This is a genomic window from Bacteroides sp. AN502(2024), from assembly GCF_041227145.1.
Lineage (GTDB): Bacteria > Bacteroidota > Bacteroidia > Bacteroidales > Bacteroidaceae > Bacteroides.
The window spans coordinates 107,113-131,940 of sequence record NZ_JBGFSP010000004.1; the positions used below are offsets into that span (position 1 = coordinate 107,113).

A 24,828-nucleotide genomic window follows, 5' to 3' on the forward strand; every position below is an offset into this window, starting at 1 on the left:
TTTTAAAATCCCAAGGATTAACGCAGATTAGCATATTATTGTCTGATTTGCGTTTTCTTTTTTATAATTTTGAGGCCAAACCCAATTAAATTTATCAAACTTTTAAAAGACCAAACAAATGAATTTAAAAAAAATAATGATGGCTTCCGCCCTTCTAATGGTTGCTTGCTGTATGCAGGCACAGACAAAAGTGATAGCCCACCGTGGATTCTGGAAAACTCCGGGAGCATCACAGAACAGCATCTCATCACTTCTAAAAGCAGATTCCATCGGTTGTTACGGTTCAGAATTTGACGTATGGATCGCTAAGGATAACAAGCTGGTAGTCAACCATGATCCAGTATACAAGATGAGGCCCATGGAGTATTCCAAAGGTGACGCACTGACCGGACTTAAATTATCCAACGGAGAAAACTTGCCTAGCCTGGAACAATATCTAGAAGCCGGGAAAAACTGTAATACCCGACTCATTCTCGAACTGAAGGCACATAGCAATAAGAAACGTGAAACCAAAGCCGTACAGGGAATCCTTGGCATGGTGAAGAAAATGGGACTGGAAAACCGCATGGAATATATCACGTTCTCCCTGCATGCCATGAAAGAGTTTATCCGCCTGGCTCCTGCCGGTACTCCGGTATTTTACCTGAACGGGGAACTGTCTCCCAAAGAATTAAAGGAACTCGGTGCTGCCGGTCTTGACTATCACATGGGAGTGATTAAGAAACATCCCGAATGGATCAAAGAAGCTCATGAGCTCGGCTTGAAAGTAAACGTATGGACCGTGGATGAAGTGGAAAACATGAAATCACTGATCGAACAGAAAGTGGATTTCATTACCACGAATGAACCAGTCATCTTACAAGAAGAACTTAAAATGCATCAATAAGACAAAATCATTACAAAGTAAACTGTTTCATATCCGTCTTTCAAGAAACCGTCCATTCCTTTTTTCAACCACCAACCCGTTCTGTCTACATAGAGCAATATGATAGAAAAACTTTTTCTTTACTTTCATTTCGTCAAAAATAAAAAGGATATATTTCTTGCTTTTATAGCTGATTTCACCAATTATCAAGACTAAATATTCTTCATATATTATGAAAGAATATGCAGAGCGATTCTCTCAAATAACAGTTTATTGATATATAAATAGGTATAATTTCAGATTATAACTAAATAAAGCCCTATGCAATATAATTATAAGTTCGAAAGAAATAAATGGATATTAGATATACTTTTTAGTATAATATAAAGCAAAAAGTTATACCTTTGCATCGTAATAAAACAAAAAGATATAACAATCAATAAATACTAATCAAAATGACATCAATAATAAAGTTCACAAAAATGCATGGAGCAGGAAATGACTACATATATGTAGATACAACCCGATACCCGATAGCCGACCCTGAAAAGAAAGCAACCGAATGGAGCAAGTTTCATACAGGAATCGGAAGTGATGGACTTATATTGATTGGTGCCTCTGATAAAGCGGATTTCAGTATGCGTATTTTCAATGCAGATGGTTCGGAGGCTATGATGTGTGGTAACGGGAGCCGCTGTGTAGGTAAATATGTATATGAATACGGTTTGACCGACAAAACAGAAATTACGTTGGATACGCTATCAGGGATTAAGATTCTGAAACTCCATGTAGAGGGGAAAACGGTCGATGCAGTCACCGTAGATATGGGTAGTCCATTGGAAACAGCAGCTATTCAGTGGGAAAAGAAGTATCCTTTCCGGTCAATGAAAGTATCAATGGGTAATCCTCATCTCGTCACATTTGTTGATGACATCACACAAATTGATTTGCCGGAAATCGGTCCCGAACTGGAGAATCATCCTCTTTTTCCCGACAGAACCAATGTGGAATTTGCACAGATTGTAGGCAAAGACACTATACGGATGAGGGTATGGGAAAGAGGATCGGGAATCACTCAAGCTTGCGGAACAGGTGCTTGTGCCACAGCAGTAGCAGCCTTTATCAACGGACTCACAGGAAGAAAAAGCGATGTGATTATGGATGGAGGAACAGTCACCATTGAATGGGATGAAATCTCCGGACATATCTTAATGACCGGGCCGGCAACCAAGGTTTTCGATGGGGAAATTGAGGATAGATAGTAGATTTTGAGCATTAGATTTTGCAGAACTTAAAACAATAACAAAATGGCATTAGTAAACGAACATTTTTTGAAATTACCGGGAAGCTATTTATTCTCGGATATAGCGAAAAAGGTAAATACTTTCAGGATAACACATCCCAAACAGGACATCATCCGGCTAGGTATCGGGGACGTTACGCAGCCACTTCCTCCAGCCTGTATAGAAGCCATGCACAAAGCAGTAGAAGAACTGGCCAACAAGGATACATTCCGCGGATATGGTCCTGAACAGGGATATGATTTTTTGATTGAAGCAATCATAAAGAACGACTTTGCTTCACACGGGATTCATTTCTCGGCATCCGAGATATTTGTCAGTGACGGGGCAAAAAGCGACACAGGAAACATAGGCGATATTTTGCGCCATGACAATAGTATAGGTGTTACAGACCCGATCTATCCGGTTTACATAGACAGTAACGTTATGTGCGGACGCGCCGGAGTACTGGAAGAAAAAACCGGCAAATGGAGCAACGTTACTTATATGCCTTGCACAAGTGAGAATAATTTTATTCCGGAAATCCCGAACAAACGGATAGACATCGTCTATCTCTGTTATCCGAACAACCCAACGGGGACAACCTTAACCAAACCGGAGCTAAAAAAGTGGGTGGACTATGCCTTGGCAAACGATACACTGATTTTGTTCGATGCCGCTTACGAAGCATACATCCAAGAAGAGAATATCCCCCACTCTATCTATGAAATTAAGGGGGCTAAAAAATGTGCGATTGAATTCCGGAGTTTTTCAAAAACGGCCGGATTTACCGGAGTACGTTGCGGATATACCGTGGTTCCGAAAGAGCTCACTGCCGCCACTTTAGAAGGCGATCGCATACCACTCAACAGATTGTGGAACCGTCGCCAATGCACCAAGTTCAACGGCACTTCTTACATTACCCAACGGGCGGCAGAAGCTGTTTACAGTGCAGAAGGCAAAGTACAAATCAAAAAAACAATCGACTATTATATGACGAATGCAAAGATCATGAAGGAGGGACTGGAAGCCACAGGGCTGAAAGTATATGGAGGAGTCAACGCCCCCTACTTATGGGTGAAGACCCCCAATGGACTTTCTTCATGGCGATTCTTTGAACAGATGTTATATGAAGCCAATGTGGTCGGTACTCCCGGTGTAGGCTTCGGACCAAGCGGTGAAGGATATATCCGCCTGACTGCGTTCGGTGAACGCAACGACTGTATCGAAGCGATGAGAAGAATAAAAAACTGGCTATAGTATTTTTGCGCGCTACTATATAACACATGGACCGTACATCCACATTTTTCTAACTAGTAAAGGTAAAAAGACGATGAAAACAGCGATTAACAAAAAATGGGGAGTAATAACAGCAGCATTATTACTGTCAGGACTTGTCCCGTCTACAATGATGGCACAAGATAAAGTGGAAGCTTCCGTTGGAGCAGAGCTGGTAAGTGGTTATATCTGGCGCGGCCAGGATTTAGGTGGAGTTAGCGTTCAGCCTTCATTGGGAATCACTTACAAGGGTTTCTCACTTGAAGCATGGGGATCGGTAGGATTCGAATCGACAGACGCGAAAGAGCTCGATTTAACTCTCGGTTATTCGACGGGTGGTTTTAGCGTTTCAGTGACGGATTATTGGTTTAATACCCAAGCAGCAACTAACAAGTATTTTCAATACGGAGCTCATTCAACGGCTCATGTATTTGAAGCACAAGTCGGATATGACTTCGGACCACTGGCAGTCAACTGGTATACCAACTTTGCAGGTGCTGATGGTGTGAAAGGAAACGGCAAAAGAGCCTATTCTTCTTATCTTGCACTTAGTGCACCATTCAAATGGGGTGGCCTCGACTGGACAGTAGATGTAGGTATAGTTCCCTGGGAGACTACTTTTTACAATGACTATACAAGTGGATTTTGCGTATCAGACATAAGTATCGGAGCTTCCAAAGAAATCAAAATAACAGATTCCTTCTCACTCCCGGCATTTGCGAAAATTACAGCGAATCCACGAACAGAAGGAGCTTACTTCACATTCGGATTAAGTTTTTAAAAGAGAATTTAGAATATCAAAGAGCGTATAGGGGGTAAGGTAGTTAGAGTTTAGATTTTATCGGTTTGTTGTATGGTAACCTGCTATGGCTGCCCCCCTGTACGCTTACAAGTAAATGAAACAGATTATCAACTCTAACATATTTAACAACAAATCAAATCAGGTATTATGTCAAAACTTAGATTCAGAGTAGTAGAGACAGCTTTCAAGAAGAAAGCAGTTGAAGTAGCGACACCTGCCGAACGTCCTTCGGAATACTTCGGCAAATATGTATTCAACAAGGAAAAGATGTTCAAATATCTTCCCAGCAAGGTATACAATGCGCTGATTGACGCAATTGATAATGGTGCTCCGCTAGATCGCAGTATTGCTGACGAAGTAGCTGCCGGCATGAAGAAATGGGCCATCGAAATGGGGGCCACTCACTACACACACTGGTTTGCACCGCTCACCGAAGGTACGGCAGAAAAGCACGATGCTTTCGTCGAACATGACGGCAAAGGTGGCATGATGGAAGAATTTACAGGCAAACTGCTTGTGCAACAAGAACCGGATGCTTCTTCTTTCCCGAATGGCGGCATCCGCAATACATTCGAAGCGCGTGGTTACAGTGCTTGGGATCCCTCATCACCTGCTTTCATCGTAGATGATACGCTTTGCGTCCCGACTGTCTTTATCGCATATACCGGTGAGGCTCTCGACTATAAAGCTCCCTTATTGAAAGCACTACGTGCCGTAGATAAAGCTGCCGTAGATGTATGCCATTACTTCAATCCGGAAGTTAAGAAAGTGGTTGCTTATCTAGGCTGGGAACAGGAATATTTTCTGGTGGATGAAGGTTTATATGCCGCACGTCCGGACTTATTGCTGACCGGACGTACTTTGATGGGACATGACAGTGCCAAGAACCAACAGTTGGAAGATCACTACTTCGGTGCTATTCCCACCCGCGTGGCAGCCTTCATGAAAGACCTTGAAATTGAAGCTCTGAAACTGGGTATTCCTGTCAAGACTCGTCACAATGAGGTTGCTCCAAACCAGTTTGAGCTGGCTCCTATCTTTGAAGAATGTAACTTGGCCAACGACCATAACTTGCTGATTATGTCACTGATGCGTAAGGTGAGCCGCCGCCACGGTTTCCGCGTACTGCTCCATGAAAAGCCATTCAAAGGTGTCAACGGTTCGGGGAAACACAACAACTGGTCTTTGGGCACTGATACAGGTATCTTATTGATGGGACCGGGTAAGACTCCGGAAGACAATCTGCGTTTTGTAACCTTTGTTGTCAATACATTGATGGCTGTTTATCATCATAACGGATTGCTGAAAGCTTCTATCTCCAGTGCTACCAACGCCCACCGTCTGGGAGCGAATGAGGCACCTCCTGCAATTATCTCCTCTTTTCTCGGGAAACAGTTGTCGCAGGTATTGGATCATATCGAGAACAGTACGAAAGATGATTTGATCAGCCTTAGCGGTAAACAAGGGATGAAGTTGGATATTCCGCAGATTCCTGAATTACTGATCGACAATACCGACCGTAACCGTACTTCTCCATTTGCTTTCACCGGCAATCGCTTTGAATTCCGTGCCGTAGGGTCCGAAGCAAACTGTGCTTCTGCCATGATTGCATTGAACTCGGCCGTAGCAGATCAATTGGTGAAGTTCAAGAAAGACGTGGATGCATTGATTGAAAAGGGAGAACCTAAAGTTTCCGCCATTCTTGAAATCATCCGCGGATATATCAAAGAATGTAAAGCCATTCATTTCGACGGCAACGGTTACAGCGACGAATGGAAAAAAGAAGCTGCCCGTCGTGGACTGGATTGCGAAACCAGTGTTCCTGTTATCTTCGACAATTACCTGAAGCCGGAAACTATTACCATGTTCGAAGCTACCGGTGTAATGACAAAGAAAGAACTGGAAGCCCGCAACGAAGTGAAATGGGAAACTTATACGAAGAAGATTCAGATCGAGGCACGTGTATTAGGCGACTTGGCAATGAATCACATCATTCCGGTTGCCACTCGATATCAAACGGATTTAATTAATAATGTCTATAAGATGCAATCTCTTTTCCCTGCAGAAAAGGCCGCGAAATTGTCTGCTAAAAACCTGGAGCTTATTGAAGAGATTGCCGACCGCACAGCGTTCATCAAGGAGCATGTAGATGCAATGATTGAGGCTCGTAAGGTTGCAAACAAGATAGAGAATGAACGGGAAAAAGCCATTGCCTATCACGACACAATCGTCCCGGCACTGGAAGAAATACGCTACCACATCGATAAGTTGGAGCTGATTGTTGACAATCAGATGTGGACGCTTCCGAAATACAGAGAATTGTTATTTGTGAGATAGAAAAAGAGAATAGTGAACAACAGTAAATGGCGAACAAACTGCATGACCATTGCAGTATATTCACCGTTAACTGTTCACTGTTATTAAAATTATCTATTTCTTTTGTTGGTTGTTTTAAGTTTGCAGGGAGGAGTGCTGTGAAGCACTCCTCTTCTTTCTTTATTCGATGATTTTTGCGTCCTCAATGTCAGCATCGTCATGTATAATCGGATCCGTCGGACGACGACGGGCAAACTTGAACCAATTGATCAACTCGGAAAGAGAATAGAACCAGACTGCTAACGCCAATAATTATAAATGCAGTATTACGCACTCCTGTCGGATTGAACAACGCGACGATACCCGCCATAAGAATCAACGAAGGAACCAGATAAAAGGCTCCCGGAACCGGCATCCACCGACGGGCCATCGACAAAGAAGCAATCTGTTGCACTCCTCCCATAATCAGGATAAATCCCAATAAAAACATCAGGACATCTGCAAAAAAATCAGGCATCACAATCAGCCAAAGTCCGAATAATAAACTACCGATTCCTTCTATCGGAAAACGGGGAGCGGCTTCACCTTCCGATCTTTTCCGGCCGAAATAGCTCAAGAGACTGATAACACCGGGAATCAAAAAGGCAACACCGACCGTAATAACAATATAACCGGCAGCCGCATTTGGCCAAATCACAAGCACCAGTCCTATTACAAGTGCAAAGAGAATGCGAATAAGGGAATAATTCATTGTTTTCATAAATTCTATATTTTTTAACCGGATCTGTTCCAATACTTTTGCGAATATAAGTATTTCTACTGAAATATAAAAATACCCGGCTGAAATCCGCCTATCTCGCTAATATGAGCCACGAAATCCCCTCACTAAATGCAATTGTAGAATTCTGTTTAAATATTCAATATTTATAAGAACTATTCAAGCTAAAAATTATGCCATATTAGAAAATGAAGAAAAAAAGTCATTTTTTGTTTGTTATTTCAAACGAAGTGTCTATATTTGCCGCCATAAAATTACAAAAGACAATGAAAACTATGTTAGTAAATACATATTGGTGGTGGCGCCCGTTACAACTCAGACAGTCGTAAGGGAGCAGCGCTCGTATGTATATACTTCATTAAAGATATAGCAGATTTGAAAGGGCCCTGTCGCAACTTGCGGCAGGGTCCTTTCTTTTTTGCCTCGCTTTCGAACAGATTAAATAATAACATAAAAATACAAATAGGATTATGAAAGTTTTTTTAGTTGACCAGGATGGTTATTACGGAGAATTCGGCGGTGCTTATGTACCGGAAATCCTCCACAAATGTGTCGAGGAATTGACGAACAAGTACCTCGAAGTCATTGAAAGCGATGATTTTAAAAAGGAATTCGAGCAGTTGTTACACGACTACGTAGGACGCCCTTCCCCGCTCTATCCGGCAAAACGCCTTTCCGAAAAATATGGTTGCAAGTTGTATCTGAAACGGGAAGACCTGAATCATACCGGTGCACATAAAATCAACAACACCATCGGACAAATCTTGCTGGCACGCCGCATGGGAAAGAAACGTATCATCGCTGAAACCGGAGCCGGACAACATGGAGTGGCAACAGCCACCGTGTGTGCATTGATGAATATGGAATGTATCGTTTACATGGGAAAGACGGATGTAGAACGCCAGCATATCAATGTGGAGAAAATGAAAATGCTGGGAGCTACCGTTATTCCCGTTACTTCAGGAAACATGACCTTGAAAGATGCAACTAACGAAGCTATCCGCGACTGGTGCTGTCATCCTGCCGACACTTATTACATTATCGGATCTACCGTAGGACCTCATCCCTACCCTGATATGGTGGCACGCCTGCAATCTGTTATCAGTGAAGAAATCAAAAAACAACTGCAAGAGAAGGAAGGACGCGACTATCCGGATTATCTGATAGCCTGTGTCGGAGGAGGAAGCAATGCTGCCGGAACAATCTATCATTATATCAACGATAGAAAGGTAAGCATCATTCTGGCGGAAGCCGGAGGCAAAGGAATAGAAACCGGAATGACTGCCGCCACTATCCAACTCGGCAAAATGGGAATTATCCATGGAGCGCGCACCTACGTCATCCAAAACGAAGACGGACAGATTGAAGAACCTTATTCCATATCTGCCGGACTAGATTATCCGGGCATTGGACCGATACATGCCAACCTTGCAGCACAAAAACGCGCCAACGTTTTGGCGATCAACGATGACGAAGCCATAAAAGCCGCTTACGAACTGACTAAACTCGAAGGTATTATCCCCGCACTGGAATCTGCCCATGCACTAGGAGCTTTGAAGAAATTGAAGTTCAAACCGGAGGATATCGTTGTATTGACAGTTTCAGGACGAGGAGACAAAGATATTGAAACCTATTTATCGTTCAACGAACAGCAATAAGCAATTAATAAACCATCATTCGTAATCAATAATCAAACAATGATAGAGATGAAAACATTTAATTATACAACTCATAGCAAACAAGTGATCGGAGACATGCATACTCCCGTCAGCATTTATCTGAAAGTACGCGATATGTATCCGCAATCCGCATTAATGGAAAGTTCCGATTATCATGCCGGAGAAAATTCCTTGTCATTTATTGCCCTCTGCCCTTTGGCAAGTATCGGTGTTAACTGCGGTATTGTCACTGCAAACTATCCTGATAATAGCCACACGGAAAAGCCACTGACAAAAACATTCCATGTAGAAAAGGCCATGAACCGGTTTATCAATCAATTCAAAGTGGCCGGAGATAACAAGAATGTATGTGGACTTTACGGATATACGACGTTTAACGCTGTGAAATACTTCGAGCACATCCCGGTGAAAGAAAGTCACGATGAACAAAATGATGCTCCGGATATGCTATACATATTATATAAGTATGTCATTGTTTTCAATCATTTCAAAAATGAATTGACATTGGTTGAAATGTTGTCCGAAGGAGAAGAAAGCAACTTGCCGGAGCTGGAAGCTGCCATCGAAAACCGGAATTATGCTTCCTATAACTTCTCTGTAACAGGTCCTGTTACCAGTCCTATCACAGACGAAGAGCATAAAGCCAATATCCGCAAAGGAATCGCACACTGTATGCGTGGGGATGTTTTCCAGATCGTACTTTCCAGAAGATTTATCCAGCCTTATGCCGGAGATGATTTCAAAGTCTATCGTGCACTCCGTAGCATCAATCCTTCTCCTTATCTTTTCTACTTCGATTTCGGAGGATACCGTATCTTCGGCTCTTCACCTGAAACACATTGCAAAATCGAAGATAGTCGTGCTTACATCGATCCGATTGCCGGAACGACCCGCCGTACCGGAGATATAGTGACAGACCGAAAACTGACAGAAGATTTGCTGGCCGATCCTAAAGAAAATGCAGAGCATGTCATGCTGGTTGATCTTGCTAGAAACGACCTTTCCCGTAATTGTCATGATGTACGCGTAGTATTCTATAAGGAACCACAATATTATAGCCATGTTATTCACTTGGTGAGCCGTGTCAGCGGTATGCTGAATGAGGGTGCAGACAAAATCAAGACGTTTATTGACACGTTTCCTGCCGGCACATTAAGCGGTGCCCCCAAAGTACGCGCTATGCAGTTAATCAGTGAAATCGAGCCACATAATCGTGGAGCCTATGGTGGCTGTATCGGATTTATCGGATTGAACGGTGAATTAAATCAAGCTATCACTATCCGTACTTTTGTAAGCCGCAACAATGAACTCTGGTTCCAAGCCGGAGGAGGTATCGTAGCACGCAGTCAAGATGAATACGAACTACAAGAGGTGAACAATAAACTGGGAGCACTGAAAAAGGCAATCGATTTAGCTGTCAAATTAAAAAATTGAAAACAGAAATATAGTATTTGAACAACCATTTTATAATGACAATAAAAATGAAAATATTACTTTTAGATAACTATGACTCTTTCACTTACAACCTGCTACACGCAGTGAAAGAATTAGGGGCCACAGATGTAGAAATAGCCCGCAACGATCAGATAGAGCTTGATGAAGTGGACCGATTTGATAAAATCATACTATCCCCCGGACCGGGTATACCCGAAGAAGCCGGCCTGTTGCTACCTATTATTAAGAGATATGCTCCGACCAAAAGCATTTTGGGTGTCTGCCTTGGTCATCAAGCTATCGGAGAGGCTTTCGGAGCACGTCTGGAAAACCTCAAAGAAGTATATCATGGGGTACAAACTCCGATTACCATCATTCGTCAGGATATACTTTTTAAAGGACTAGGAAAAGAAATTTTTGTCGGAAGATACCATTCCTGGGTAGTCAGCCGGGAAGTTTTTCCCGATTGTCTGGAAATAACAGCAGAAAGTCAAGAAGGACAAATCATGGCAATCCGCCATAGGACCTACCATGTACATGGCATTCAGTTCCACCCCGAATCAGTATTAACCTCGCAAGGAAAAGAAATTATTAAAAACTTTTTAAACGATTAAACCAATGAAGCAGATTCTATATAAACTTTTCGAACATCGATATCTGGGACGCGATGAGGCCCGCACGATTCTACAGAATATCGCACAGGGAAAATATAATGATGTACAAGTAGCCTCTTTGATCACAGTCTTTCTGATGCGTAACATTTCTGTAGAAGAATTATGCGGCTTCCGCGATGCACTGCTTGAAATGCGTATTCCGGTCAATTTGAGTGAGTTCGCTCCGATAGATATCGTAGGAACCGGAGGAGACGGAAAAAATACATTTAATATTTCCACGGCTTCCTGTTTTACTGTTGCCGGGGCCGGCTTCCCGGTAGTGAAACATGGTAATTATGGAGCAACTTCAGTCAGTGGTGCCAGTAATGTGATGGAACAACACGGTGTAAAGTTCACCAATGACATTGACCGACTACGCCGTAGCATGGAAAAATGTAATCTTGCTTATCTGCATGCTCCCTTATTCAATCCGGCATTAAAAGCGGTAGCTCCGGTTCGTAAGGGATTGGCAGTGCGCACCTTCTTCAATATGCTCGGCCCGTTGGTAAATCCTGTATTACCGGCTTATCAGCTTTTAGGAGTTTACAATCTACCGTTGCTTCGCCTCTATACCTATACATATCAGGAAAGCAAGACAAAATTTGCCGTTGTTCACAGCCTCGACGGGTATGATGAAATCTCTCTGACCTGTGAGTTCAAAGTGGCGACCAGCGATCATGAAAAGATTTACACCCCCGAGAGCCTCGGATTCTCCCGCTATAAGGAAACGGACTTGGATGGTGGACAGACACCGGAAGATGCCGCTAAAATTTTCGACCGTATCATGAATAACACGGCTACGGAAGCTCAAAAAAATGTAGTGATAGTCAACTCTGCTTTCGCTATCCATGTGATTTGTCCGGAGAAGACTATTGAAGAATGTATAGCTCTCGCCAAAGAGTCATTGGAAAGTGGACGCGCATTAGCTACCCTAAAAAAATTCATTGAATTGAACAGTTAATGTTTTATCCCTGCAAATCCATCATTTACAATTCATAATCCCACATCAAATGAAAGATATATTATCAGAGATTATAGCCAACAAACGATTTGAAGTTGACCTGCAAAAGCAGACTATCTCCATCGAGCAACTACAGGAAGGTGCCAACGAAGCTCCGGCCTCCCGTTCTATGAAGCAGGCATTAGCCTCTTCTACATCGGGAATTATCGCAGAATTCAAGCGTCGGTCTCCGTCCAAAGGATGGATAAAGGAAAAAGCATGCCCGGAAGAAATTGTTCCATCCTATGCAGCGGCAGGAGCCTCTGCTCTTTCCATCCTCACCGATGAAAAGTTTTTCGGAGGAAGCCTGAAAGATATCCGCACTACACGCCCTTTGGTAGAAATCCCCATTCTTAGGAAGGACTTCATCATTGACGAATACCAGCTTTATCAGACTAAGATCATCGGTGCTGATGCTATACTTCTTATCGCAGCGGCATTAGAACCGGAAAAATGTAACGAACTTGCAGAAAAAGCTCATGAATTAGGTTTGGAGGTTCTCCTGGAGATTCATAGCTCCGAGGAATTAATATACATCAACCAGAAAATAGATATGGTGGGAATCAACAACCGTAATCTGGGTACTTTCTTCACTGATGTAGAAAACTCTTTCCGCTTGGTCGGACAGCTCCCTCAAGATGCAGTATGGGTATCCGAGAGCGGCATCTCCGATCCGGAAATAGTAAAACGACTTCGGGCAGCCGGATTCCGAGGATTCCTAATCGGTGAAACATTTATGAAAACACAGCAACCGGGAGAAACTCTACAGAATTTTCTGCAAGCAATCCAATAAACTAATGATTCATAACGGACAGCTCTATGATTAACGGAAAAATGATCAAAGTATGCGGTATGCGTGAAGCTGAAAACATACAGGATGTAGAGGCTATCGAAGGTATAGATATGCTGGGGTTTATCTTCTATCCTAAATCTCCCCGATATGTCTACGAACTTCCGGATTACTTGCCCACTCATGCCCAGCGTGTCGGAATTTTCGTCAACGAAGACAAGCAGATAATCAGCATGTATGCTGATCGTTTCGGACTGAATTATGTGCAGCTCCACGGAAATGAATCACCGGAATACTGCCGGTCTTTACATTCCACAGGATTGAAACTCATCAAAGCCTTTTCAGTAGACCGTTCCCAAGATTTGGAAAAGATATATGAATACGAAAAAGTATGTGATCTTTTTTTATTCGATACCAAATGCGAACAATATGGTGGTTCTGGAAATCAATTCGACTGGAGCATTCTGGATATATACAATGGGCATGTACCCTTCCTTTTAAGTGGAGGCATAAACTCATACAGTGCCAATATCCTTAAAGAATTCAAGCATCCCCGACTTGCCGGATACGATCTCAACAGCCGTTTTGAAATCCAACCGGGGAAAAAGGATCCGGAGCGTATCCGGACATTTTTAAACGAATTAAAATTATCATTTTAAAATTTCAACGCCATGAATAGAATTCATCAACTTTTCAGTAGCAACAAGAAAGACATACTTTCTATTTATTTTTGTGCCGGTACTCCTACATTAGATGGTACCTCCGATGTAATCCGCACGCTCGAAAAACATGGAGTGAGTATGATTGAAATCGGTATTCCCTTCAGTGATCCGATGGCAGATGGCATTGTTATCCAAAATGCCGCCACTCAAGCATTGCGTAACGGCATGTCCTTAAAACTTCTTTTTGAACAATTGAGGGATATCCGCAAGAATGTAAGAATCCCACTTATACTCATGGGATATCTAAACCCAATCATGCAATTCGGATTTGAGAACTTCTGTCGCAGATGTGTGGAATGTGGTATTGACGGTGTCATTATCCCCGATCTCCCTTTTCGCGATTATCAAGAACATTACCATATCATTGCCGAATGTTATGGCATCAAAATGATTATGCTCATCACACCGGAAACCAGCGAAGAACGGGTACGCGAAATAGATACACATACCGACGGATTCATCTACATGGTTTCATCAGCGGCAACCACCGGAGCACAACAGAATTTCAATGAACAAAAACGGGCTTACTTCAAAAAGATAGAAGATATGCATCTGAACAATCCGCTGATGGTAGGATTCGGTATCTCCAATAAAGCTACTTTTCAGGCTGCTTGTGGACATGCTTCCGGAGCTATCATCGGCAGTAAATTCGTTACTCTGCTTGAAGAAGAAAAAGGCCCGGAAAAAGCCATTCTGAAATTAAAAGAAGAGTTGAAGTAAGTACTTATCATTCATTTGATGATTTCGCATAATTATTCAGATTTATAACATTTTATAGTAAACTACGTATAAATTCATCATTTACTGATCATAATTCGTTATTAATCCGTATCTTTGTCAGTGTTTTAACAGTAATTTGATAATTATGAGAGCAGAAACTCCTTCCGTTTTGTTAATTTACACAGGTGGAACTATCGGAATGATAGAAAATCCGGAAACAGGTGCCTTAGAAAACTTCAACTTCGATCATTTGCTTAAACATGTGCCCGAGCTGAAGAGATTCAATTACCGCATCTCTTCCTACCCATTCGATCCCCCCATCGACTCTTCGGATATGGAACCTGCTTACTGGGCAAAACTCGTAAAAATCATCAATTACAATTATGATTATTTCGATGGGTTCGTCATCCTTCATGGAACAGACACAATGGCTTACACAGCTTCTGCATTAAGTTTCATGCTCGAAAATCTAAGCAAACCCGTCATCCTGACAGGTTCCCAGCTCCCGATCGGGACTTTGCGCACAGATGGAAAAGAAAACCTTATTACAGCCATTGAAATCGCAGCAGCTAAAAATCCAGATGGTACTGCTATCGTTCCTGAAGTTTGCATTTTCTTTGAGAACCATTTGATGCGTGGCAACCGTACCACCAAAATCAATGCGGAGAATTTCAATGCTTTCCGCTCTTTCAATTATCCGCCATTGGCACGAGTGGGCATCCACATAAAATATGAGCCTAATCTCATTCGAAAACCAGACCCGACCAAACCTCTAAAGCCACATTATCTGTTCGACACCAATGTGGTTATTCTGACACTTTTTCCAGGCATTCAAGAGAGCATCGTGACTTCTTTGCTTCATGTCCCGGGATTGAAAGCTGTTGTCATGAAAACCTTCGGTTCAGGAAATGCTCCGCAAAAAGAATGGTTCATCCGCCAACTAAAGGAAGCTACCAATCGTGGAATTATCATTGTCAACATTACACAATGTGCCTCCGGAGCGGTAGAAATGGGACGTTACGAAACAGGAATGCATCTTCTGGAAGCAGGTGTGATCAGCGGGTATGATAGTACTCCCGAATGTGCCATAACCAAACTCATGTTTTTATTAGGACATGGATTACCCAACAAGGATATCCGAAATAAAATGAACTCCTGCCTAATAGGAGAAATCACCAAGTCTTAAGTTAACCCCATCTACTTATCCCCCTCGATTTGCTTGTGGAGTTGGGATTCGTCAATAAAATAGTTATGTTCTAGCTCTTTTTTATGAGGATCTTCAATATATCTAGCAGCCCCTTTATCCATAAACAATTCTACATTCTGTGCATGATGAGCCACATAGGCTGCAGAACCTGTGTCCCCCGAATGGCAGATTTCTTCCACTACATCAGCTTTGTTTTTTCCGGTAATCAGGAAAATGACATGGCGGGCATTCAGAATGGGATAACCCGTCATTGCAATACGCTTCTGTCCGTTACGCGGATGGGCGCTGACTGCATAAATAGCGTTTGAAGTCAGCAAATCTTCTTGCCCGGGAAAGATGGAAGAAGTATGTCCATCATCTCCAGCTCCCAACAGTATAATATCGAATTCAGGCCAACCACGTTTAAACGGCACTTGCTGCCGGACTAACTCCGAATAACGAAACGTCTCTTCCGCAGGCTTTGCCTCGCCATAAATGCGAAATACATTCTCATAAAGAATAGGAGTTACGCCCAAAAGAAGGTTGCGCATCATTCCGTAATTACTGTCCGAATCATCGGAAGGTACACAACGTTCATCCACCCAATAAATCCGCATACGGTTCCAAGGGGTGATTTCCAGATATTCATTCGCCCATAAATCGAACATCAGAGCAGGGGTATTGCCACCGCTAACCGCGATATTAAACACTCTATCCGGTTCTTCATTCATGATTTCCACCAAGCGGAGTATCAATGCTCGTGAAGTTTCAATAGATGAGGGAAAAACTGATAGTTTCATAATTCACAATATTGATCTGTATTTGTCAAATTCTTACATGGATTCGTCCAGTCAGCTCCATGTTCATGCATCATCGCTTCGCTTTCTAAGGGTCCCCACGTACCTGCGGGATAACCATAAAGAGGCGCATCGGGGTTATCTTTCCAATAGCGGAGTACCGGGTCGAAAAATTTCCATGAGGCTTCTACTGCATCACTTCGAGTAAATAAAGTCGGATCACCCTGGATACAATCGTCTATCAGACGGGCATAAGCGTCGCCACTAGGCACACCGCCCAACTGTGCATAACTGAAATCCATCGTCACCTGATGGACTTCGAAGCCTGCACCGGGAACTTTCATTCCGATCTTGAGCACAATTCCTTCATTCGGTTGCAAACGAAGAATCAATTTATTAGCCCGCGGACAGTTGCCACCAGCACAATGAAACATCTGATGAGGTGTTTCACGGAAATGAACAACGATTTCCGTTACTTTCGTCGGCATTTGTTTACCTGTACGAATGTAGAACGGAACACCACTCCAACGCCAGTTACTAATGCCCAGTTTCATGGCAATATAAGTATCCGTACGAGAATCGGGAGCCACTCCTTTTTCTTCACGGTATCCCTTTTTATTACCGGAGGCCGTATATTGTCCACGAACAATATGTTCGTTCAAATCCACTTCATTCAACGGAGTGAGAGATTCGTAGATCTTCACCACTTCATTGCGGAAATTGTCCGCATTGAAAACAGCAGGAGGCTCCATAGCGGTAAGAGCTACGAGCTGTATCAAATGATTCTGTACCATATCCCGCAGTGCACCAGCTGTTTCATAAAAACCGCCACGTTGCTCGATACCCAGATTTTCTACGGCTGTAATCTCTACGTAGTCGATATAGTTACGGTTCCAAAGAGGTTCGAAGATACCGTTGGCAAAACGGAAAGCCAACACATTCTGGGCCGTTTCCTTACCGAGAAAATGGTCGATACGGTAAATCTGATGCTCATTGAATACAGAGGCGTACGTTTTATTCAGTTCACGCGCCGATTCGAGATCATAGCCGAAAGGTTTCTCTACAATGATACGTGAATGGGAAGTGTTGAGTCCGACAGCTTTCAGAAACAAAGGCACTACTCCGTAAAGTGATGGCGGAGTGGCAAGGTAAAACAGTAGATCATCCGGATCTGCCTCACCGGTCAAGTCGACCAGACGTTGGCGAAGTTGCGGATAACCGTCTTCTTTTGCCGGATCCATCGGTAAATAGTAGAGATGGGAGACGAATGAAGCCATAAAAGCTGTGTCCTGTTCTTCAGACTTTACAAACCGTTGCAGTTCTTCCAATATATAAGAACGGTAGTTATCGTCAGAATAGACCGTACGCCCGATGCCCAATATAGAAAACTCTCCGGTCAACCGGTTTTCACGGTAAAGGGAGCAAAGGGCAGGCATCAGCTTACGCTTGGTTAAGTCACCCGATGCACCGAAAATTATCATTGCAAATTTATCCATCGTTCGAGAGCTGGTTTGATTTATGTTTTGAAATGGGCTATTAATTATTTATCTTTTCAGAACTATTTTTCTATTTAAACATTATATGTACCCGATTTCGTATCCCCTCCGTGACCTGTCCAGTTCTCGTGGAAAAACTGTCCGCGCAACTCATCCTTACGCTCAAAAGTATGTGCACCGAAATAATCGCGTTGTGCCTGTACAAGATTGGTGGGCAGATCAGCAGAAGTGAGCGAATAGAAATAGTTCAGGGCAGAAGAGAAAGCAGGAACAGGAAGTCCTTCTTTCATGGCTTCCACCACCAAGCTCTTCCATCTCGGAAGCAGCGTCTTCATTTCTTCTTTAAAATAAGGAGCCAACAATAAGTGCTCAGGCTTGTCGGTGGCTTCGAAGGCAGCTGCAATGTCGTTCAGGAATATACTGCGAATGATGCATCCCCCACGCCACATACGAGCAATGGAAGCCAAGTCGAGCTGCCAGTCGAAAGCATCGGACGCCCGTTGCAACACGGCGAACCCCTGAGCATAAGAGACTAATTTGGAAGCATAAAGGGCAGAAAAGATATTCTTTACGAGTTCCACCTTGTTATATACAGGTTGTGTATGTTGACATTGGAATTGTTTGGAAGCCAAATGACGCAAGTTTTTCTGTGAAGACAGGCTTCGTTCGAATACCGCTGTAGCAATGAGTCCTAACGGCATACCGAGTTCCATCGCATTGATAACCGACCATTTACCGGTTCCTTTCTGTCCGGCTGCATCCAAGATTTTATCAACTAGATAACCTCCGGATTTGTCTTTATGCCGCAAAATGTTGGCGGTGATTTCGATCAGATAACTGCTAAGTTTGCCTTCATTCCAACGGGCAAAAACATCAGATATCTCCTCATTGGTCAGATCTAGTAACTTTTTCATCACCCAGTAGGCCTCGGCAATCAGTTGCATATCGCCATATTCAATACCGTTATGAATCATCTTCACAAAATGACCTGATCCGGCAGGCCCCACCCATTGGCAACAGGGAGTACCATCCGGTACTTTTGCCGCAATACTTTGAAGAATCGGTTTCACTTCCGACCATGCTTTTTCCGAACCGCCGGGCATAATAGAAGCTCCATTCAAAGCTCCTTCTTCACCACCAGACACACCGCTACCGATGAAAAGAACTCCCTTCGATTCTGCCAGTCGGACACGGCGGTTCGTATCTTCGTAATTAGAATTACCACCATCAATAAGAATGTCTCCTGGTGAAAGCAATGGGAAAAGCTGATCCATCAGTTCATCAACCGGACTTCCGGCGCGAACCATCATCATGATCTTACGAGGAATAGCTATCGAATCTACAAATACTTTTATATCTGTGTATCCTTCGATGTTTTTACCTTTCGCACGCCCCTTCAGAAAGTGCTCCACCACACCCTCTTCTATTCCGGGAACAGTACGGTTATAAACCGATACATGCCATCCCTTACTCTCCATATTTAAAGCAAGATTCTCACCCATCACAGCCAAGCCGATAAGTCCTATATCTGTTTTATTCTGATTCGCCATAACTTGTATGTTTTGAATATTCTTTATCCTAGTAACATTTAAAATACACATTTGTTCGCAAGGTTTTAGATTAAAACATTATTTTTGTAGCCTACAAATAAGATCAAGAATGAAGAAGATTAAAATCAGTTTGCTGGCACGCATTGTCACATTGCCATCATTTTGGGTATTGCCATCGGCACTGTTTTCCCGGCTCCGCTAGTGCGAATATTTGTTACATTCAATGGTATCTTCAGTGAGTTTCTCAATTTCTCTATTCCATTGATTATCATCGGACTGGTCACTGTAGCTATTTCCGACATTGGGAAGGGTGCAGGAAAAATGTTGTTCCTGACGGCTTTGATCGCCTATTTCGCCACTCTTTTTTCAGGATTCCTCTCCTACTTTACAGGAATCACGGTATTCCCTTCACTCATCGAACCAGGTGTACCACTTGAAGAAGTGAGCGAAGTACAGGGAATTCTCCCTTATTTCTCCGTTTCCATCCCGCCACTGATGAACGTGATGACAGCCCTAGTTTTAGCTTTCACACTGGGATTAGGACTGGCGTCTTTGAACAGTGACGCATTGAAAAACGTAGCACGTGATTTTCAGAAAATTATCGTACAAATGATAAGCGCTGTTATTCTGCCCTTGCTGCCGCTTTATATCTTCGGCATATTCCTCAACATGACACATTCGGGACAAGTATATTCCATTCTGATGGTGTTTATTAAAATTATCGGAGTCATATTCGTTCTTCATATTTTCCTGTTGGTATTTCAATATTCCATTGCAGCCTTGTTTGTACATCGGAACCCATTTAAATTGCTTAGTAGAATGCTGCCGGCTTACTTCACGGCATTGGGTACACAGTCATCGGCAGCCACTATTCCCGTGACACTCGAACAGGCTAAGAAGAACGGAGTGTCTGCCGAAATAGCAGGTTTTGTGATTCCTCTATGCGCCACCATCCACCTATCGGGCAGTACACTAAAAATCGTAGCCTGTGCACTGTCATTGATGATGATGCAGGGAATACCATTCGACTTCCCATTATTTGCCGGATTTATCTTTATGTTGGGCATCACAATGGTAGCCGCTCCAGGAGTCCCAGGCGGAGCAATCATGGCCTCTCTGGGAATTTTGCAATCCATACTCGGCTTCGACGAATCGGCTCAGGCTTTGATGATTGCGCTTTACATAGCCATGGACAGTTTCGGTACCGCTTGCAATGTGACGGGAGATGGAGCTATCGCTTTGATTATCGACAAAATAATGGGGAAAACCGTGCTGATTAACTGTGCTGAAAAATAATTGGAGAGTCACTTGGTCGGGTCACAAAAAATACCGACATTTGCACCTACATTTTCAAATCTATAAATAATTAGCGTATGAAAAAAGCCCTAATTTCAGGCATCACCGGGCAAGATGGTTCTTACCTTGCCGAATTTCTATTACAAAAAGGTTACGAAGTACACGGTATACTCCGTCGTTCTTCCTCATTCAATACAGGACGTATTGAACATTTGTATTTCGACGAGTGGGTGCGCGACATGAAACAGAAACGTACGATTAATCTGCATTATGGGGATATGACAGATTCTAGTTCGTTAATTCGTATTATTCAACAGGTACGACCGGATGAAATCTACAATCTCGCAGCTCAAAGCCATGTGAAGGTTTCATTCGATGTTCCGGAATACACTGCCGAAGCAGATGCTATCGGTACGTTGCGTATGCTCGAGGCTGTACGCATTCTGGGACTGGAAAAGAAAACCCGCATCTACCAGGCTTCTACTTCCGAATTGTTTGGTAAGGTGCAGGAAGTTCCACAAAAAGAGACAACTCCATTCTATCCCCGTTCTCCGTATGGGGTAGCCAAACAATATGGTTTTTGGATTACTAAAAACTATCGCGAAAGCTATGGTATGTTTGCAGTAAATGGAATTCTGTTCAATCACGAGAGCGAACGCCGTGGTGAGACGTTCGTTACCCGTAAAATCTCGCTTGCTGCCGCACGTATCGCACAGGGGGAACAGGACAAACTGTATTTGGGTAATCTGGATGCACGCCGTGACTGGGGATATGCCAAAGATTACGTCGAATGTATGTGGCTGATCCTGCAACATGATGTTCCCGAAGATTTCGTAATTGCTACAGGAGAAATGCACACAGTACGCGAATTCGCTACGTTAGCATTCAAAGAAGCAGGCATTGAACTCCGTTGGGAAGGTAAAGACATCAATGAAAAAGGCATCGATGTAGCCACCGGAAAGATTCTGGTAGAAGTTGATCCTAAATATTTTCGTCCATCGGAAGTAGAACAACTGCTAGGTGACCCGACAAAGGCTAAAACACTGTTGGGATGGGATCCACGCAAAACGTCATTCGAAAAACTAGTAAGTATCATGGTGCACCACGATATGGCAAAAGTGAAACGAATGATTGCTACCAAACACTAAAACTCGTTTCCTCACAGATTAACACAGATCTCCACAGAGTTTTTTTGTTTTAGAGCCATTCTGTGGAAATCTGTGGTGAAAATAATAAAAAGATAAAATGGAAAAGAATGCAAAGATATATGTGGCAGGACACCGCGGACTTGTGGGATCTGCTATCTGGAAGAATTTGCTGGATAAAGAATACACCAATCTGATAGGCCGTACACACAAAGAGCTTGATCTGCTGGATGGTATGGCTGTCCGTAAATTCTTCGATGAAGAACAGCCGGAATATGTATTCCTTGCTGCTGCCTTTGTGGGTGGAATCATGGCAAACAGCATCTACCGTGCCGACTTTATATATAAGAATCTACAAATTCAACAGAATGTCATCGGAGAGAGTTTCCGTCACCAGGTGAAAAAGTTGCTCTTTCTAGGTAGCACGTGTATTTATCCACGTGATGCCGAACAGCCGATGAAGGAAGATGTATTGCTTACTTCACCGTTGGAATATACCAACGAACCGTATGCAATCGCTAAAATTGCCGGACTGAAAATGTGCGAAAGCTTCAACTTGCAATATGGAACGAACTATATCGCTGTGATGCCGACAAACCTTTATGGACCGAATGATAATTTCGACCTGGAACGCAGTCATGTATTGCCTGCCATGATTCGTAAGATTCATCTAGCACATTGCCTGAAAGAGGGAAATTGGATAGCTGTACGCAAGGATCTAAACCTACGTCCGGTGGAAGGCATCAACGGCGACAGTCCGAAAGAAAAAATACTGGCCATTCTGCAAAAATATGGAATTAGTGAAACAGAAGTTACTCTTTGGGGCACAGGCACTCCACTCCGCGAATTCCTTTGGAGCGAAGAAATGGCAGATGCCAGTGTCTTCGTAATGGAACATGTAAACTTCAAAGATACTTATAACGAAGATAGCAAAGACATCCGCAACTGCCATATCAACATCGGAACCGGCAAGGAAATTACAATCCGCCAACTGGCCGAGCTTATCGTAGCAACTGTTGGTTATCGAGGAAAACTGACCTTCGACAGTAGCAAACCGGACGGTACAATGCGCAAACTGACCGATCCTTCAAAACTGCATGCTCTAGGCTGGCACCATAGAATTGAAATCGAGGAAGGCGTACAAAGAATGTACGAATGGTACTTGAAATAATAATTTAAGGAATCTGTCAATATAAGGGTGTCAAAACTCCTCTTTTATCGAAATTACCCCTGTTACAATTATCCGTAGCGAGGGTGATTTCCAAAAATTCTTCACTCTTAATTCTTCATTCTTAATATAATTGCTATATTTGCACAATTTAATACCAAATGTGCAAAACAATGGAACAAAGTTTTATAGCCTATATTGAGAATAGTATCAAAAATAATTGGGATTTGGATGCCCTGACTGATTATAAAGGTGCAACTTTACAGTATAAAGACGTAGCTCGCAAAATCGAAAAACTCCATATCATTTTTGAAGAAAGCGGCATCCGCAAAGGAGATAAGATTGCCGTTTGCGGAAGAAACAGCTCTCATTGGGGAGTAACTTTCCTCGCCACACTGACATATGGAGCAGTTATCGTACCTATCCTCCATGAATTTAAAGCGGACAATGTGCATAACATCGTCAATCATTCCGAAGCCAAATTACTGTTTGTGGGAGATATGGTGTGGGAAAACCTGAATGAGTCGGCGATGCCGCTATTGGAAGGTATCCTGATGATGAACGACTTCAGCCTGCTGGTGTCACGCAGCGAACGACTTACGCATGCACGCGAACATCTGAACGAAATGTTCGGCAAAAAGTACCCGAAGAACTTCCGCAAAGAACATGTCACTTATCATAAAGACGAACCGGAAGAATTGGCAGTTATCAATTATACTTCAGGAACAACAAGTTATTCGAAAGGAGTGATGCTCCCCTACCGCAGTCTGTGGTCGAATACAAAATTTGCATTTGAAGTATTAGACCTGCAAGCGGGAGATAAGATTGTATCCATGCTCCCTATGGCACACATGTACGGACTGGCTTTCGAATTCCTCTATGAATTTTCCGTGGGTTGTCACATCTACTTCCTCACCCGTATGCCGAGTCCAAAGATCATTTTCCAGGCTTTCGAGGAAGTGAAACCAAATTTGATTGTTGCTGTGCCGCTCATCATCGAAAAAATCATCAAGAAGAGCGTACTCCCAAAACTAGAGACTCCTGCAATGAAGATATTATTAAAAGTACCTATTATCAATGACAAGATAAAAGCAACAGTGCGCGAAGAAATGATCAAGGCATTCGGTGGAAACTTCAAGGCTGTTATTGTAGGAGGTGCTGCTTTCAATCAGGAAGTAGAGCAGTTCTTGAAAATGATTGATTTCCCCTACACGGTAGGATATGGAATGACGGAATGTGGTCCGATTATTTGTTACGAAGATTGGAAAAGATTCAAACCGGGTTCATGCGGAAAGGCCGTACCGCGCATGGACGTGAAAGTATTGTCATCCGATCCCGAGAACATCGTTGGTGAAATCGTATGTAAAGGTCCAAATGTAATGGTGGGATATTATAAAAATGAAGAAGCCACCCGAGAAGTCATCGACAAAGACGGATGGCTACATACAGGTGATTTAGCTTTGATGGATGCCGAAGGAAATATTACGATCAAAGGACGCAGCAAGAACCTATTATTGAGTGCCAGCGGACAGAATATCTATCCGGAAGAAATTGAAGATAAATTGAACAACTTGCCATATGTGGCTGAAAGCATTATCGTTCAGCAGAATAATAAACTTGTCGGACTTGTTTATCCCGATTTTGACGATGCTTTCGCTCACGGTCTAAAGAATGAAGACATTGAGCAAGTTATGGAAGAAAACCGGGTGGCATTGAATGCTATGCTACCGGCATATAGCCAAATATCCAAGATGAAAATCTATCCGGAAGAATTCGAAAAGACACCGAAGAAGAGCATCAAGCGTTACTTATATCAGGAAGCAAAAGGCTAAATATAAAGTTAGCCGTAAAAATATGTAACTCTAAGAGAAAA

Annotated in this window: 18 protein-coding genes and 3 pseudogenes; 17 read left to right on the forward strand and 4 right to left on the reverse strand. The window is 42.9% G+C overall.

Annotated features, from left to right (window positions below):
* The first annotated feature begins 118 nt into the window (after nt 1–118).
* The 5 genes from AB9N12_RS15285 to AB9N12_RS15305 all read left to right on the forward strand — a co-directional run bounded on the left by AB9N12_RS15285 (nt 119) and on the right by AB9N12_RS15305 (nt 6,562).
* Nucleotides 119–886, forward strand: a complete 768-nt coding sequence (locus AB9N12_RS15285) for a glycerophosphodiester phosphodiesterase family protein (protein ID WP_369892965.1) — start codon at nt 119–121, stop codon at nt 884–886.
* 434 nt (nt 887–1,320) lie between these two features.
* Entirely contained in the window at nt 1,321–2,127 is an 807-nt protein-coding gene (gene dapF / locus AB9N12_RS15290) for a diaminopimelate epimerase (protein WP_369892966.1), read from the forward strand.
* A gap of 45 nt (nt 2,128–2,172) precedes the next feature.
* A complete protein-coding gene (locus AB9N12_RS15295; RefSeq protein ID WP_369892967.1) occupies nt 2,173–3,405 on the forward strand; it encodes an LL-diaminopimelate aminotransferase in 1,233 nt (410 codons plus the stop codon).
* 73 nt (nt 3,406–3,478) lie between these two features.
* Nucleotides 3,479–4,204, forward strand: a complete 726-nt coding sequence (locus AB9N12_RS15300) for a hypothetical protein (protein ID WP_369892968.1) — start codon at nt 3,479–3,481, stop codon at nt 4,202–4,204.
* Between the two features lie 168 nt (nt 4,205–4,372).
* Nucleotides 4,373–6,562 (forward strand): glutamine synthetase III, encoded by a 2,190-nt coding sequence (locus tag AB9N12_RS15305; protein WP_369892969.1) that lies wholly within the window; start codon nt 4,373–4,375, stop codon nt 6,560–6,562.
* Between the two features lie 159 nt (nt 6,563–6,721).
* Here AB9N12_RS15305 and AB9N12_RS15310 read toward each other — a convergent pair.
* Nucleotides 6,722–7,301 (reverse strand): annotated as a pseudogene (locus tag AB9N12_RS15310) (HdeD family acid-resistance protein).
* A 488-nt stretch (nt 7,302–7,789) separates the two neighbouring features.
* On the opposite strand from AB9N12_RS15310, the gene trpB reads away from it, so the two are divergent.
* From trpB to AB9N12_RS15350, 8 genes are all read left to right on the forward strand, one after another.
* Nucleotides 7,790–8,977: a tryptophan synthase subunit beta gene (gene trpB, locus AB9N12_RS15315; protein WP_369892970.1), complete on the forward strand. Its 1,188-nt coding sequence runs from the start codon at nt 7,790–7,792 to the stop codon at nt 8,975–8,977.
* Nucleotides 8,978–9,025: 48 nt separating this feature from the next.
* The gene (locus AB9N12_RS15320; RefSeq protein WP_369892971.1) at nt 9,026–10,432 is read left to right on the forward strand and encodes an anthranilate synthase component I family protein; all 1,407 of its coding nucleotides are present in this window, start codon (nt 9,026–9,028) and stop codon (nt 10,430–10,432) included.
* A gap of 47 nt (nt 10,433–10,479) precedes the next feature.
* Nucleotides 10,480–11,046, forward strand: a complete 567-nt coding sequence (locus AB9N12_RS15325; RefSeq protein WP_369892972.1) for an aminodeoxychorismate/anthranilate synthase component II — start codon at nt 10,480–10,482, stop codon at nt 11,044–11,046.
* A 4-nt stretch (nt 11,047–11,050) separates the two neighbouring features.
* Nucleotides 11,051–12,046 (forward strand): anthranilate phosphoribosyltransferase, encoded by a 996-nt coding sequence (gene trpD, locus AB9N12_RS15330; protein WP_369892973.1) that lies wholly within the window; start codon nt 11,051–11,053, stop codon nt 12,044–12,046.
* Between the two features lie 49 nt (nt 12,047–12,095).
* On the forward strand, nt 12,096–12,878 hold the full coding sequence (trpC, locus tag AB9N12_RS15335; protein WP_369892974.1) for an indole-3-glycerol phosphate synthase TrpC: 783 nt from the start codon (nt 12,096–12,098) through the stop codon (nt 12,876–12,878).
* A gap of 26 nt (nt 12,879–12,904) precedes the next feature.
* On the forward strand, nt 12,905–13,534 hold the full coding sequence (locus tag AB9N12_RS15340; RefSeq protein ID WP_369892975.1) for a phosphoribosylanthranilate isomerase: 630 nt from the start codon (nt 12,905–12,907) through the stop codon (nt 13,532–13,534).
* A 12-nt stretch (nt 13,535–13,546) separates the two neighbouring features.
* Nucleotides 13,547–14,317 (forward strand): tryptophan synthase subunit alpha, encoded by a 771-nt coding sequence (gene trpA / locus AB9N12_RS15345; RefSeq protein WP_369892976.1) that lies wholly within the window; start codon nt 13,547–13,549, stop codon nt 14,315–14,317.
* Between the two features lie 145 nt (nt 14,318–14,462).
* Nucleotides 14,463–15,503, forward strand: coding sequence for an asparaginase (locus AB9N12_RS15350; protein WP_369892977.1), 1,041 nt, complete (start codon nt 14,463–14,465; stop codon nt 15,501–15,503).
* A gap of 77 nt (nt 15,504–15,580) precedes the next feature.
* Here AB9N12_RS15350 and pgl read toward each other — a convergent pair.
* The 3 genes and pseudogenes from pgl to gnd all read right to left on the reverse strand — a co-directional run.
* Nucleotides 15,581–16,303 (reverse strand): annotated as a pseudogene (gene pgl, locus AB9N12_RS15355) (6-phosphogluconolactonase); the annotation flags it as partial.
* Nucleotides 16,300–17,796, reverse strand: coding sequence for a glucose-6-phosphate dehydrogenase (gene zwf, locus AB9N12_RS15360; protein WP_369892978.1), 1,497 nt, complete (start codon nt 17,794–17,796; stop codon nt 16,300–16,302). The gene zwf and the pseudogene pgl, both read right to left, overlap by 4 nt.
* A gap of 74 nt (nt 17,797–17,870) precedes the next feature.
* Complete coding sequence (gene gnd / locus AB9N12_RS15365) at nt 17,871–19,346, reverse strand: decarboxylating NADP(+)-dependent phosphogluconate dehydrogenase (RefSeq protein ID WP_369892979.1); 1,476 nt, start codon at nt 19,344–19,346, stop codon at nt 17,871–17,873.
* Between the two features lie 109 nt (nt 19,347–19,455).
* Between gnd and AB9N12_RS15370 the strand changes: the two are divergent.
* The 4 genes and pseudogenes from AB9N12_RS15370 (at nt 19,456) to AB9N12_RS15385 (ending at nt 24,787) form a co-directional block, all read left to right on the forward strand.
* Nucleotides 19,456–20,642, forward strand: a pseudogene (locus AB9N12_RS15370) (dicarboxylate/amino acid:cation symporter).
* 77 nt (nt 20,643–20,719) lie between these two features.
* Nucleotides 20,720–21,790 carry a GDP-mannose 4,6-dehydratase gene (gene gmd, locus AB9N12_RS15375; RefSeq protein WP_369892980.1) on the forward strand — a complete coding sequence of 357 codons (1,071 nt, stop codon included), beginning with the start codon at nt 20,720–20,722 and terminating at the stop codon, nt 21,788–21,790.
* Between the two features lie 97 nt (nt 21,791–21,887).
* A complete protein-coding gene (locus AB9N12_RS15380) occupies nt 21,888–22,958 on the forward strand; it encodes a GDP-L-fucose synthase family protein (RefSeq protein ID WP_369892981.1) in 1,071 nt (356 codons plus the stop codon).
* 170 nt (nt 22,959–23,128) lie between these two features.
* A complete protein-coding gene (locus AB9N12_RS15385) occupies nt 23,129–24,787 on the forward strand; it encodes an AMP-binding protein (protein WP_369892982.1) in 1,659 nt (552 codons plus the stop codon).
* The last annotated feature ends 41 nt before the right edge of the window (nt 24,788–24,828 follow it).